At 60.7% G+C, this 13348-nt stretch carries 16 protein-coding genes; 2 read left to right on the top strand and 14 right to left on the bottom strand.

Annotated features, from left to right (window positions below; all coding sequences use genetic code 11):
• The 5 genes from ACVOLS_RS00770 to ACVOLS_RS00750 all read right to left on the bottom strand — a co-directional run bounded on the left by ACVOLS_RS00770 (position 1) and on the right by ACVOLS_RS00750 (position 4723).
• Entirely contained in the window at positions 1-843 is an 843-nt protein-coding gene (locus tag ACVOLS_RS00770; RefSeq protein WP_481544030.1) for a DNA methyltransferase family protein, read from the bottom strand.
• 53 nt (positions 844-896) lie between these two features.
• Entirely contained in the window at positions 897-1469 is a 573-nt protein-coding gene (locus tag ACVOLS_RS00765; RefSeq protein WP_481544029.1) for a hypothetical protein, read from the bottom strand.
• Positions 1470-1628: 159 nt separating this feature from the next.
• On the bottom strand, positions 1629-2441 hold the full coding sequence (locus tag ACVOLS_RS00760) for a DUF5983 family protein (RefSeq protein WP_481544028.1): 813 nt from the start codon (positions 2439-2441) through the stop codon (positions 1629-1631).
• 376 nt (positions 2442-2817) lie between these two features.
• A complete protein-coding gene (locus tag ACVOLS_RS00755) occupies positions 2818-3465 on the bottom strand; it encodes a hypothetical protein (protein ID WP_481544027.1) in 648 nt (215 codons plus the stop codon).
• 232 nt (positions 3466-3697) lie between these two features.
• Positions 3698-4723 carry a hypothetical protein gene (locus ACVOLS_RS00750; RefSeq protein ID WP_481544026.1) on the bottom strand — a complete coding sequence of 342 codons (1026 nt, stop codon included), beginning with the start codon at positions 4721-4723 and terminating at the stop codon, positions 3698-3700.
• A 403-nt stretch (positions 4724-5126) separates the two neighbouring features.
• On the opposite strand from ACVOLS_RS00750, the gene ACVOLS_RS00745 reads away from it, so the two are divergent.
• Entirely contained in the window at positions 5127-5567 is a 441-nt protein-coding gene (locus ACVOLS_RS00745) for a hypothetical protein (protein ID WP_481544025.1), read from the top strand.
• 37 nt (positions 5568-5604) lie between these two features.
• Entirely contained in the window at positions 5605-5961 is a 357-nt protein-coding gene (locus ACVOLS_RS00740) for a hypothetical protein (protein ID WP_481544024.1), read from the top strand.
• On the opposite strand, the gene ACVOLS_RS00735 is transcribed toward ACVOLS_RS00740, so the two are convergent.
• The 9 genes from ACVOLS_RS00735 to ACVOLS_RS00695 form a co-directional block, all read right to left on the bottom strand.
• Entirely contained in the window at positions 5952-6656 is a 705-nt protein-coding gene (locus tag ACVOLS_RS00735; RefSeq protein WP_481544023.1) for a hypothetical protein, read from the bottom strand. The two genes, ACVOLS_RS00740 and ACVOLS_RS00735, sit on opposite strands and share 10 nt — an antisense overlap.
• Positions 6657-6758: 102 nt before the next feature.
• The gene (locus ACVOLS_RS00730; RefSeq protein WP_481544022.1) at positions 6759-7172 is read right to left on the bottom strand and encodes a hypothetical protein; all 414 of its coding nucleotides are present in this window, start codon (positions 7170-7172) and stop codon (positions 6759-6761) included.
• A 518-nt stretch (positions 7173-7690) separates the two neighbouring features.
• A complete protein-coding gene (locus tag ACVOLS_RS00725; RefSeq protein ID WP_481544021.1) occupies positions 7691-8281 on the bottom strand; it encodes a hypothetical protein in 591 nt (196 codons plus the stop codon).
• 50 nt (positions 8282-8331) lie between these two features.
• The gene (locus ACVOLS_RS00720) at positions 8332-8799 is read right to left on the bottom strand and encodes a hypothetical protein (protein WP_481544020.1); all 468 of its coding nucleotides are present in this window, start codon (positions 8797-8799) and stop codon (positions 8332-8334) included.
• Between the two features lie 49 nt (positions 8800-8848).
• The gene (locus ACVOLS_RS00715; RefSeq protein ID WP_481544019.1) at positions 8849-9574 is read right to left on the bottom strand and encodes a hypothetical protein; all 726 of its coding nucleotides are present in this window, start codon (positions 9572-9574) and stop codon (positions 8849-8851) included.
• Between the two features lie 129 nt (positions 9575-9703).
• A complete protein-coding gene (locus ACVOLS_RS00710) occupies positions 9704-11458 on the bottom strand; it encodes a DNA cytosine methyltransferase (RefSeq protein ID WP_481544018.1) in 1755 nt (584 codons plus the stop codon).
• A 10-nt stretch (positions 11459-11468) separates the two neighbouring features.
• A complete protein-coding gene (locus ACVOLS_RS00705; protein WP_481544017.1) occupies positions 11469-11780 on the bottom strand; it encodes a hypothetical protein in 312 nt (103 codons plus the stop codon).
• 152 nt (positions 11781-11932) lie between these two features.
• Positions 11933-12571: a uracil-DNA glycosylase gene (locus tag ACVOLS_RS00700; RefSeq protein ID WP_481544016.1), complete on the bottom strand. Its 639-nt coding sequence runs from the start codon at positions 12569-12571 to the stop codon at positions 11933-11935.
• Between the two features lie 399 nt (positions 12572-12970).
• Positions 12971-13303: a hypothetical protein gene (locus ACVOLS_RS00695; protein WP_481544015.1), complete on the bottom strand. Its 333-nt coding sequence runs from the start codon at positions 13301-13303 to the stop codon at positions 12971-12973.
• Between the last annotated feature and the right edge of the window lie 45 nt (positions 13304-13348).

The following is a 13348-nucleotide window of genomic DNA, read 5'->3' as shown; positions in this document are numbered from 1 at the left end:
TCATGCTGCTTGTGCGCCGGGATTTGCAACTGGTGCAGGGGACTTCAGTGACCACCGACCTGGACCGACGCGGGAAGCGATGCGCTGAACCGTCTGCCTGACCTTGGGCTGCCAGAACTGGTTCGTAGTCGGGCGGACGCCCTCGATCTCCTTGTAGATCGCGCTCAACTCGCAGGTTCCACCGAGTTGCTCCATGGCAGCACGTACGACAGCAACCCAGACAGACCCTTCACCTGCGGCAAGTAGGGCGCGGTATCTCTTCTGCAACTTCGATACCGCATACGTCTCGCTATAGAGTGACAGTCCCACCATGCCGCGCTTACCCTTCGTCAGGACAGCGAAGCACAATGGGAGGCGAATCTTTGGGAAGAGTGTTTTCGGGATAAGGTCCGTCCGGAGGTGCCACTTCGAGGCCATGCGTTCAACAACGGAAGGGGTTTGCAGGGCGTAGACCGGCAGGAGAAGCCCACACCGGCCTTCGTCAGGAAGCACGCTCCAGGCGCGATCAATGAAGCGCTGGATCAGCGACTGGGTGAAGGGAGGGTTTCCGATCACTGCAGTAGGCGCGAAGGGAAGCTCGCAGGTAGTGAAGTCGCCGGTGATCACTTGCCGGCCGGTGATACGACGCGCTGCTTCAGCGACGGCCTGATCAATCTCGATGCCCACTGCCGGCACGAAGTCCGGTATGGCGCTGAGGAATGAGCCGTCCCCGCAGGACGGCTCAATCACCCGATCCCATATGCCAAGGTCGGCGAAGTAGTTTTCAACGATGGCTTCAGCAGCCCAGCGAGGGGTGAACCACTGGCCAAGCTGCTGCTGATTGGGGAGAGGTAGCGAGGTCATGCAATCAGCATCCCATCTGCCATGTCACTCGAAAGTTGCTGGAAATGGAGGCGTTAGGCGGCCAAGGCTGCGGTGTTGACCTTCTGCAAAGTCTCGAACCGCTGCAGAACCAGGTCACGCGCATCCACCCAGGGCGCATTGCGGGCCTTGGAACCGCAGGCGGAAACGCCATTAGGGCCCGAAACATCAGACAGGCGCTCCAGCTTGAACGGTCCGATCGTGTGCTCAAGCACGGTGCCCGATTCAGTATCGATGGAAGTCAGGAGCCAAGCCGCGGAGCTGTCGTCTGCACGGCAGGTGAGGTACACAGGCTCGCCCTTGTCGGCGACAAACCCGCCCATCCAGTCGATCAGCACTTCCTCCTCGGCGCCTGGCATGAAGGTGCATTCGATGGCGTAGTAGTAGTTGAAGCACGACCAGCACTGGCCCATGCTCAGCATGTTGGAAAGCGCGATCTGCTTGTGATCGGCCGGCAAGTTATCGTGAATCTCCGGGATCTCATCCCCGTCACGAAGCCAGAACTGCTGACCGACACCCGTGCAACCGGAAGATCCAACTTGGACGAGCGCCCGCGCGCAATGGGGGCAGCTGATCTCGAACTCGGTGGTAATGGGTGTGGGATTCATGCAGGCTCATCCGATGGTGGTTAGCCTCGGATTGTGTCAACTCCACAGCGGGCGCTTGCCCCCCAACCGGCCTTTAATTAGCCGGGGTTGCGCATCCGAGTTGCGAAAAAAGCCCCACCCCCGCAAGGGGGTAGGGCTTGTGGGTACTACGATTTGACGTTAGTCGGCTTCGATGTTGCCGAGGTCGTCATACGTCGGGATGCCATCCAGCGGATTGGCGGCACTATCGAACATGACCCAGTGCAGGCCAAGGCCTATTGCACGATTGATGATGCCGCGGAAGCCTTGCGAGGTGGCATTCAGTGCCGCCTCGTAAGGTGCAACTTCGTCATCGTGAACCGGCTTCCTGACGTAGATCAGCCAGCCATGTTCGCGGGTCATGGACACCATCGGCCCACCCGGTTGCTCGAATCGACCATCGTCGATGGCCTCACGTTCTTCCGGCGGCAGGTGACCAGTGGAGACAACCAGCATGTCCTCGATCTCCTCCGGCCCCTTGGCGGTATCGGCGTTGTTGCCGTATGCGTCCAGGACGGTGGTGAGGACCCTGGCGATGACGCCCTGGTCGATACCTTCGCCGGCCATGGCCAGCGCCACCGATTCCAACGCATGACGGAATGCACGCCCGAAGACGCCATCGGCGTCGGGGATCATCTGGGTCAGGTTCGGGATGGCGACCGAGTCGGTCGGCATCACCTCACCATGAACTGCCAGATAGGCCTCGGCCTGCTCGTCCGTCATCTTCTCCACGCGGACCGTGAACGGCCCATTCCAGTTGCGAGCCCACGCCGGCGCTTCCTTGAAATCACGCAGCGTATCGGTGTGCTCGCCGGGGCCCGCGAGGTAGATGTCCTCACAGCCCTCCTGGATGTGTTCCGTGGTGTCCCAGCCGATGGGGCCTTGCGGATCGACCACGATGATGTGGCCCATCGAATCGGCCTCAGCCTGGAAGATGGCGATGAACTTGCTCATGGGTGTTGCTCCTCAAAGAATGCCGGGGCAGCACGCTCCCCATCGGGAGGCATTGCTTCCCGGCGGGGTGGTTGTGACCGCCAGAAGTCTTCTGGCGGGGTGTATCAATCAAGCAGCTGGGCGAATGGCCCGTTTCAGGAATGCAAGCAATCGGCCTCTGATGGGATCGCTGCTGCCAGTCCATCCGCAGACGAGTCCACGAACCCATACAACGGTGCGGTCCCAGTTGGACAGCGTGTATCCGTAGTGATGGGCGGCTTCCTCTTCGCAAGCGACGCTATAGGCCGCCTCTTCAGTGGCACGCATGATCTTCATTGACAGCATCTGGCTCTCCTTGGACAGCCATCAGTAAGTCCCGATGGTCGGCCTTGTGCAGTTACTCGACGTTTTCGCGGGCGTGGAGGTCGATGATCTGGAGGCAGAACTCCGGACGCGACTCGCTCGATTCGCGGAGGTTGATCTGGGCGTGGCCCTCACCATCCACGTATGGGAGCAAGTTGTTGTCCTCGCCTTCGTCGTAATTCACAACGAAGGTATCCACATCCTGGATCGAGCTGATGCCAGTGATGTTGCCCCCACTGACTTCAATGACCACGGTCGGCTTGTCGGTAAGCATCTTGCGTTTGATCAGGTCAGCGATGACTTCATCGCGCCAGCCGTCAAGCTCGTTGACCTGGTCCGAAATGCTGCCTTCCCAGTTCTCGACGAGCAGCTCCGCAATGCGGATGCCTTCATCCAGGTGCAGGCAAACACCAAGGAGGGGCTTGGACAGTTCCGCCCAGCCTTCAAGGGTGTTCACGGCTCCGGCGAGATCGCCGCCTTCCCAGGCGTCAACCACATTGCCGGCGTACTCCACACCCTCGCGCAGACGGAGGGTTGCAGCCGCAGTGGCTTCCTGCTTGTTGATGGCATCGACTTCGTTCTGACCGTCTTTCATCGCCTGCAAGGCTTCGTCAGACGTTGCGCCGGTGGTGGCCAGAGCGGCGATCAGTGCGGCGAGGAGGTTCTTGGTGGTGTTGCTCATGATGGTTCTCCAGGTGGGTGCCCGAAGACGCACCTATCCCGTCAGGGAGGTGTCGTCCCAGGCGGGGTGGTTGTGTCCGGAATCTGTCCGGTGCAGTTGGCTCAAACGAGCCTTTCCGGGCGGCCCTGCTTCAGGACCGTCTGGAAAGGCACGCGTGGATACACGTGCTTTCCGTAGTTCGGCCCCTCCCGAAGGAAAGGCCGATGGTATTGCCTTGAAGACGGGCAGGGGCTCAGCCGCGCAGCGGCGAGAGCTCGCGTACCTGCACCACAATCGGATCACCGTCCGGATTGACCAGCCTTACTTCCGACTCGAGCGAATCGACAGTTCCTGATTCACCCACGATCGAGTCGATAACGCGGACTACCGAGCCTACCCACGTAAGCGGGTCGCGCCATTCGACCTGCGAACCGGCCTGGAGGGATGCCAGCCATTCCGGCGTGCGATCGTCCTCATAGGGCTTGCCCGCGTCGTTGGCCATCTTGAGCACCTGGTCGCAGAAGGGCGCGTTGATGGTCACCTCCTGCATGATCAATTGGGCAGCATTGTCCCGCTGGGGGATGATCGGCAAGTCGTCGTTTTCCTCCCAGGTGTAGTCGGCCAGAACCGCTTCGATCGGGCTGGATGACGAAACATGAAGGGTGTCTCGGGTGTGCTCGATAACCACACGCGGCGGCGGCGGCTCACACACGATGTTCACCTGTCCGGGCAATGGTCCGGCATTCAGCGCCTTCAGGTCATTGATCGTATCCGTAAAGCCTGAGTCCGGATGACCGGCCCGCAAGCTCTCTTCGATACAAGAAATGGCTGCGTCGAGCGTGTGGCGGTAGCAGGGTCCTGCTGCCGGGACGCTGGCCTCAAGTTCCCTCGAGTTGACGATCGTCCGCATTCCATAGCCTTCGCAGCTGGCATCGGTACCTTCGGTGAGCATGCCAATCTTGATATGGGCCTTCACGTTTTTCTGAAGGCTCAGGATCAGCTTCGTCAGATCTGTGGTACCGCACTCGTAGTCAACGACTACTGCCAGGGTGATGCGTTCACGAACTACCGGGGACAGCTCACTGACCAATGCCTCGCAGCAGGTGCCTGCGACGTTGACCAGCAGAACTTGATTGCCGGCGGATTCGATCGTTTCAGACTCAGTTTTGATCAGATCGATCATGTACGTGCCGCTGGCGATCCCGTTGTTGGGATCGTTCCAGCGAACCAGTGAGCCAGGCTTGAGGGAAGAGAGCCATTCGATTCGGGTGTTGTTCATGCGTCTTCTCCAGGTGGGTGCCAGAAGACGCACATGCCCGTCAGGGAAGTGTCGTCCCTGGCGGGGTGGTTGTGTACGGAAGCCGTCCGTGGCGGTGCCGTTGAGGGCATTTCCAGCATTCCCTCATGAAGGGTGTGGTGGAAATGGCCTACGGTTGCGGCCTGCAGAACAAATTCTGCCGCCTATCGCGGTCACTGGCCTGGCCGCGAATGCGAGGCAGGCTCTGCGTGGTGTCGGCGTGCCGCCGTGGCTCGCGCCTTGAGGCGCGATTGGAAGATTTTGCATCCAATTCAGCCGCCGCGCGAGGCTCTAACTCGGGCTGTTGCCCCGCCGGTTGAACGCTCCAACTTTTCCGGCGGGATCAAAGGTGCAGGATCTTGGTGTACCCAAACAGAGACGCCCCATGGCATCAGCTACCGCCGTCGGCAACCGCCAATCCAATCACCCCTTCACGGACGAGACCCGCAACGCAGAGATCCGACGCCGCCGCGCCTTGCCAGCATCTGAGCGCCCGAGCTTACGGGCACTGGCCAAGGAGTATGGGGTTTCGGCCGAGCGCATCCGGCAGATTGAAGCCAAAGGTGGGGTCTTCGAGCGCAGCGGTGATGACTACCGTTGCCGGGTGGACGAAGGGTCGGACCTGCTCCTCGAAAAGGAGGGGGAGGGGCGATATGTCGCGTACCATCGACGCGCCAGGCTTGGTCGTTCCCGGATGGGCCTCATCATCGGGGGCCATTCCCGTTGGGCTGCGGAGCTGACAGGCGGGGATGTATCCATCCGTGGCCGCACGCTACGCGACGTCACGTTGCAGTTGGCGGTTCGAGTGGCCGCTTCCCAGCTGTAGAGGTACCCCGCACCACTCCCACACCGTGGAGGATCTCTTGCCTATCGAGTATCCCGTCAGCCGGCTCGCCGAACTGTTGCAGCCCGAGCTGGACAGGTTTGAGATCTCCCAGGCCGGCCAAGGATGGCGGGCCTGGGATGAAGCCGCGGACGAGATCCTCCGCGGCGCTACCTACGAAGACCTGCTGATCAACATGGCGATCAGGTATGAGCTCTTGGATCTCACGGATCGACCGACGATGCATGGCCGCGCGGTTCTAATCGCGGAAGTCACAGGCTCAGGATTCGACTGGCTCTGGCGCGCGGTAGACGCCTCTGGCCGAACGCACTACGCGCCGAACCTGGCCCCGGATCGGGACAGGGCTTTGATGGACTTGAACAGCCATTACGACTGAGTTGGTGCGCTCGGCTCCATCCAGCGAAGCTGGAGTGGATCAATGCCCTCATCGACAATGTACTCATCTGCGATGAGGTTGCATCGCTTGGCGTTCCTGATGGTCACCGTTATGGCAGCGTCCTTCCCAGCGACGGCCATGGCGTAGTTGGAGATCTCAGCGCGGTATCGCTCCGGATTCGAGTTGCAGCAGAACCCGAGAATCTTGTTGAGCTTCTCCGCGCGTCTATTCGGATTCCCGCTCGGGTTCAGCCACCTGACGACCACCTCATATGGCGGGAGAACGGAGCCTTTTGCCTGGTTATCGACGATCGCTTTTGCGAGGCTGACTTTCTCAGCAAACCGACCTGGGTCAAACCATCCAGGATTGATGCTGTCACCAGCGAAGACATCGCGCACGACGTCCCCGTGGGTATAGGTGATTGCCATGACGAGGCAATCGTCGTCCGGGCTCCAGATCAGGGCGATGTATTGTTGACGGGTGAAGCCCTTTCCGAATCCCATGTGGACCAACAGATCAACGCCAAGAATGTCGTTCCAGCCAAGGCGCGCGCATGCGCCGGCCCTGATCGCGTCCTGAATTTCCTCTGACCCCAACGAAATGCCGCCGAGCTGCGAGGACTGGGTGTCGCGAAGTGGGCTGCCGACAGTTGGCAAAGAAGTTGAGACATGGGCGCGCTGTGGTGCGGTGAACATGGCGTGAGCTCAGCTGGAAATCTACTGAACCACCATAGAGTCACGAAGGAGGGCGCGCGTCCGCTAGCCCGGGCCGGTAATGGCTCGGTTGCGGCGCATGGGTCAGGGCCGGAACGGTAGGGCGAGTATCGGTGTGGCCAGGCCCAGCTTCCTGGTGATTGCAGCGTAAATTCGCGACTCATCGCCGGCAGAGGAGGCGTGCGGCTCCAGGGCGGCCGCAGCCAGCGACAGTAGACGCTTGAGGTCTCGCATTTCGTGTTCGGTGTGGGCCAGAGCGAGGCGATCCGTCTCACCCTTGACACTGAGGTCGCGCACCGGATCAGCATCGTCGGCGCAATCCTCGCAGACTAGGCGAACCGGAATCAGCTCTAGGTCCTCCAACCGGAGATTGTCCATCTCTGCCAAGGACATGATGCCTCCGGACTCAATGCAAGGATTGTCAAAGCTCAATGCAACCGAATCGGCCAGTGCACGATCTACGAGGATCACCTCTCTCTGCATAAACTGACTGTCCATCCTGCAACTCCGTTCACATGGCCAAGCTCTGCCAGCACCCCGCAGGCGCCGCAGACCAGCCGACCAGCGAATTGTGAATGTGAAGCTCTCTTTGCCTGTAGCCCAACCGCCTCAATGTGAGCGGCAGTTATGGCCTAGATGGCAACGACGACGCGCTGGTTGGCTCCGCCCATCGTTCAGTGCAACTGATAGAGGGCCGCTCGCGGTGTTGCAGAGCAGGGCAGAGACTCAGTCGCTGATAGGTACAGCGATAGGATGCGATTTCAACAAGTGCAGCCTGGGCCAGGTATGCAGCTTAGATGTAGCTCTGGGTGGGAGCTTTTCGGATACTCACACCGAAGGGTGGTTGCATCTACGGCAGCTGCGGCTAGGGGGAGGCCACGCCGCCAGAAGGATGACGTACATCAAAGTGAGGTGGGCTGCCATGCCGGTCATGTTCGTACAACCCCACGACCGTTCGACCGGCGTCGCGGCATTGATAGGGACCAGGTTCAACGGTCGCTTTGAGGTGATTAGCCCTATATTGCATTTCTGCGGCTCGAGTGTATTTCGATTGCACCTCGGAGCTGTCCGAAGGTCATGGTGCGACGGGACCGTTCCCACTCCCACTCACTCAGGGAGAGCGACTGCAGGGCGTCAAAGACCTTTTCGCGGACCTCGGCGGCCCTCGAGCGGCTGCACGGTCCTACGATGGATCGGATCCACGAACCTACCCAGCCGTACATGCGTTCAGTAATCACGTCCTCCCACGACTGCGCGCCGGCGGCAGCACCTTTCAGGTAGGAGCGTTCGAGGCCACCGGTCGGAGATGCCCAGATGTCTGCAATCCGGGATCCGGTGGTGATGATGCGAGCGGTGCCGAGCAGCACAGACGTGTTCGTCTGATTGCCCGCGATTTCAGGCTTCAGGATTTCGACGAGCGGGGAGCCGTTGACGTTTTCCAGCAGAAACAGAACCAGCTGGTTGTCCATGTGCGCCCAGAAGTCTCCAGCGCAGGCAGCTGCGACACATGAGGCAACAGGGCGACGAGCAAGGAGGCTGCGCTCTTCAGCAGGCATGGTGGGGACAATGGAGAGGAAGGGGCGGTTGATCTGCAGTGCGTTGTTCATGGGTTCACCGTACACGTGACGGTCTTCCTCACCAGTTGCGCGATCTTCGATCACGCGCTGGTTTTTTCGGACTGGCCGCCGACGGTGCCACCGTCCATCTCGGATACTGAGAATTCAATGCCCTTGTAGGCGGCGTAGGTGAGCCGACAGATACATGCCATGACTTGGCCGACGAGGCACGCACTGGCCACAGAAGCGTCGGTAGCGTCCGCATCCTGCAACAAGCGGACTACCTTGAAGCCCACAAGCATCGCCGCGAGGCTGATTGCGACAACTCCGACTTGATGGATGATGCTCATGCTCAGGGAATTCAGGTCATTGGATCCAGCTTCCCCTCGGATTGCATCATCAAGGGCCAGGTAAAGAATCGCGATGCCCCATGCCGCTATGAAGTACAAGTTTGCCTGACCGGTCAGGAGCATGAGCGCCGGCGGCACGAGAGCGGCGACGACCAGGCTTACCAGTGATAGGCGCGAGAAGGTCAAGCGCAGTGCTTTGATGCCTTTGATCGTTTTCATATGGATTTCTCTGGGGAGAGGTGGCGCCCGGAGAACGGGCGCCGGTACATCAGGCAGCTGCTTCGGCTTCAGCGGCCGGCGCGCCTTCACCGACCTGGCCAGCCTGGCCGCTATCGGAATCAGCAGCCGGGGTGCTGGCGGCGCCTTCGGCCGAGTCGCTGGCTACATCGCCGGTGTCCTGGCTGGTCTGGCCCGCGGTCGCGGCTACGGCCTGCGAGGCGGTATCCACAGGGGCGGCGCCGGTATCACCAGCGGAAGCGGCCTGGCCGGCTGCATCGTTGGCATCACTTTCACCGGTGGCCGCGCCTGAACCGCCGTCATGGGCACCTTCGGTGCTGCCGTCTCCGGCGTTGGCGTTGCCAACGGCGTCACCGGTCGGGGCCGCTGCGATGCCAACCTTGGATTCTTCGGTATAGGTCAGAACACTGGCGCCGGCGGTCATCAGGCGGACGATGGTTTCGTGGGAGGCCTGGGTGATCTCGTAGTCTGTGCTGTCATCGGTCAGGGTGATGGACTCACCTGCGTTCTTTGCACGGACGAGGATCGGCGGAACGGTGTTCAGCAGAAACATCTTGCCGTCGCCTTCTGCGCGACTCTTCACGTGCAAGGAGTGACCCGCCTGGAAGTGAAGGATGATTTGCTCTTCGGTTGCGGGTTTTGCTTGGACCTTGCCGCCGACCACCATGATCTTGGCCAGGTTGGCGCGTGGCGCGCCGACCAGGGTCTCGGTGCCATCGGAAGTCTTCTTCACGACGAAATACTTGTTGCTGGCCATCTGTTACGGGTCTCCTTTAGACCTACGGGTGGTTCTATCCCCGAAAGAGCTCGGGGCACTGTGAAAGCCTAGTGCTGGGCAGCGCCAATTCGTGGCTCTAACCGCAGCAATGTGGCGGTCGGTTGTGAACTAGGCTGCCTTCGCCACTGCCGGCGGAGTAAGCCGTCCTGGACGGGTTTGTACACCGGCCGTGCGATACGCCTCGATGAGGTCAGCGCAGTTCGCTCGGATGATTGCCTCCAAGACATCCGGGCAAACCGAGTTCCCGATGAGCGCCACTTGCTTGTGCTGCGGAATGCGAGTTCCGAACTTGTCGTAGTCCAGGACGTAATCGGGCGGGAATCCCTGCGCGAGTTTCAGCTCCGTAGGTGTGAGCATCCGCAGGCCGCAGTCGGTCAGCACCAGCTTTTTGCCTTCGTGCAGGATGAACACCCGGCCGAGGTCACGGTTGGTCGGGTCCACCTCCACGTGCCCGTGGATGGCGGCAAAGTCCTTGGGGGACAGGAAGTCGCGCATGAAGCGGTAGACCACCGCAGCACGCTCATTGAGTGCATCCGCTTCCAGATCCGTCAGGACCAGCCGCTGCTGACTGCCCGAGACAGTCAGCGTGCTTACTGGCTCCCGCACGTCATGTCCGACCATACCGGTGTTTGCTTGCTCCATGTGCGCGGCGCGCATGTTGGTAGGGGTAAGTCCGGTCTGGATCACACCCAGGGCGTGAGCGGCGCCGGCCGGCCGAGCCGCTCCGGCCCCCGAGGTGATGACAGGCATTGGCCCGTTCGCCGGCGAACCCTTGGAGTCGCCGCGGAACTTGATCAGGTGCGCTGATTGCAGGTCATCGTTCGCCGCGAGGGTTGGGATGACCAGCCCGTGGTGAGTACCACCTGCGCTGATGGTGCTCAGCGGCATGCCGGTGGAGTGGCTAGAAGTATGGGACGGACTGGTGCCTCGCAACGGGACGATGAAGGGTACCGGCGCCTCCAGCACGTAGCGTTTCACCGAGTTGGCCACCCGGCGCAAGGTCGCGTCCGACAGCGGGCGGCGGATCCGCAGCTTCTTGGCGTCTGCGGTTGGCATGAAGATCGAATGGCACGGACGATCGAAGTCGATGCATTCGGCAGCCGTGCGCCACGGTAGCAATGCACCATTGAGCACACCTTCGCTGGATGGCGACCCATGCGTAGCCGCCGGCCAGATGATCGGTCGGTTGTCCCGGCGTGCGAACACGTAGAGACGCTCGCGGGTCGTTGGCGAGCCGTAGTCACAGGCCGCCAGAACACGGTGGTCGATCTTGTACCCATATCCAGCCAGCAGCTCGCAGAAACGCGCCCAGGTCTTGCCCTTCCGTTCCGGGCAGGGGATCAGGTACTGCTGATTCAAAGGAACGCGCTCACCAGGAGCGGCAACAGAGCGGTCGATCTTGATGACTCGACCGGTTTCCGGGCAGCGCTTGGCGATCAGTGGCCCCCAGTGCTTGAGCTGACTGACGTTCTCGATGCTGATCGTGTCCGGGCGCGCACGCCCGGCCCACTTCAGGACGACCCAGGTCAGAGCTCTGCACTTAGCGTCGCGTGGCTGGCCACCAAGCGCTTGCGAGTGATGCGTGCAGTCCGGCGAAGCGTGGTAATGAGCCACTGGGAGGCCCTGGGTTGCCTCGTATGGGCAGACCTCGTAGACATCGCTGATGTAGTGCTTCGTTGCCGGATGGTTGACCTCATGCACGGCTAACGCGAGCGCGTTGTGATTGATCGCGACGTGAACCGGGTGCCCGAAAGCGCGCTCCAGTCCTTCGCTTGCGCCTCCACCCCCGGCGAATGCGTCCACAACCAATCCAGGCTTGATGTTTAGGTGCAGTTGTCGATAACCGCCGCTGCCGTCCGCCATTAGTTCGTCCTCAGCGGTAGCTGGGTGCGTACTGACGAGCACCGCCATAGCGGCGGGCAGGCGGGGTTACGCCGGCCTCCTGCAATCGGTAGCTGTCCGCTCGGCGCTCCCAGTCACGGCGCGTTTCTTCCAGCCGATCGATGGCGGCACTCTTGCGGCGAATAGCACGCCAGTTGGCCGACGGGATGCGCTCTTCGCGCAACTGTGCGATGGCCACGCGAACGCGTTCTGCCTCCCAGATAGCCCATTGCGACTTGAGCTTGAAGTAGGGGCGCTTTGCGGTGCTGGTGGCGTTGGTCGCGGGAGTGATTGTGACCTGCATGGGAAAGGCTCCGTTTGGATGCCTTTCACTCTGTCAGTCACGATCGTTTGCAAAAGTTGGAAGAACTGGAAGCGCCGATGCATCCGTCCGCATGCGGACGTGTGCGAAGATCAATTTTGATCTCTCTTGGGCGTACTGCGTGGATGGCCGTGTTAGTAGGCGGACATCGCCTGCGCAAGGCCCTCAGCAAATAACGTCGCACCACCATTAGCGGGATGGCGGATTGCAGAATGCGCGGCGATACCGGCCGCTACCATTGCTTGCTCAGACTTTCGCCCGACAGCCAGGAACTTTGCACTTGGAAAAGCTTCGGCCAGTAGCTTGAGTGCTTGCGCGCCATGGGCCAGCTCAGCATCCGTGGGCGTCCGGTTAGCCCAAACGTTGTCGGTCGGATGTGGGTGCATCTGGATGGCATTCCAGAGAATCGTTGATTCAGCCAGTCCCAACGCATAGAGCTGTTTCCAGCAGATGGTCGCCGACGGCTCCGAGAATGGAAGCCGGCGATCAGTTATGCGGCCGTTCTCGCGGTCGACCCGTGGGATCGCACCATCCAACAGCAAGCGCTCGGAACTCAGGGCCAGGCCCGTGTGGCGCGCCCCTTGGTATCCAGGGGCTTCAGCTATGAGGATGAACCGCGCATCGCAATCGAGGTGCTGAGCAAGCCGGCTCAGTTTTCGATCAGGGGTGTTGCTGGGCAAGTCGTGTGCGCAGGCGTCGGCGTACGGATTGAAAAGGTTAGGCAAATCCCGAGGAAGGGTGTCTGCCAACGCACGGGCCAAGCGCATCCGCATGCAAGTTCCTCAAGCAATACGCGGCGCTATCACGCCATCTTCAGTGCGGTCGGAATCGGAGCAGGGCCGAGTCGCGGGGTGGGGTGGAGTGGCTGAGGGACGCGCTTACCCTTGCACATTGGACAGCATACGTTCGCACCATGCACCGACATTCGGCCGTCTGCAGACTTGCAAACAATCTTGCTGTTGGTAGTGCCGAAGATGTCATTGAGCATTGCACGGTCTCCACGTAGCGATGAAAAAATTTCACCACGCCAGGGACTTGAGGTTGGGTCACAACTCAAGCCAATTTCGTATCGGTTAGGGGTCAAAACGCATCTTTATGGGACGTGCGGCTCATTTTCGTCCCATCTGCCCATGCCAGTTCCCCGTGGGTTAGTGGAACGTTGAGGCGGTCATCTATGCTGCTGTGGGGAGGTAGTTGCGTGCGTTGCTGTCGATCGCCAAGTCACGAAGGCATGCGACGGCGCTTTCCAGCGTAGGGTGCTCGGTCGTGACAGTGCGCCATGGCAGATCTCCAATGACAATGGACTCGAACTGACCTTGGTCGGTGATGCCCACGGCATAGTCCTCAGACGGGCTGGTGAACAAGGTGACGGTCGCCTGCTCGGCCCGACCCAACTCATATGCGATGTAGCGAAGTGTGCCGGCGGGATAGGGGTTCTGCTTGAGGTGACCATCCTGGGAAGCAGCACGCGAGGCATTAAAAATCGTGTTAAGTACGGTGTGCATGGAACAAGGCTCGTTGGTTCTATCCGAGCAATTTGAGCATTGCGT

This window comes from Stenotrophomonas sp. STEN038 (genome assembly GCF_056759895.1).
This window is presented reverse-complemented; position numbering and strand designations above follow the sequence as displayed.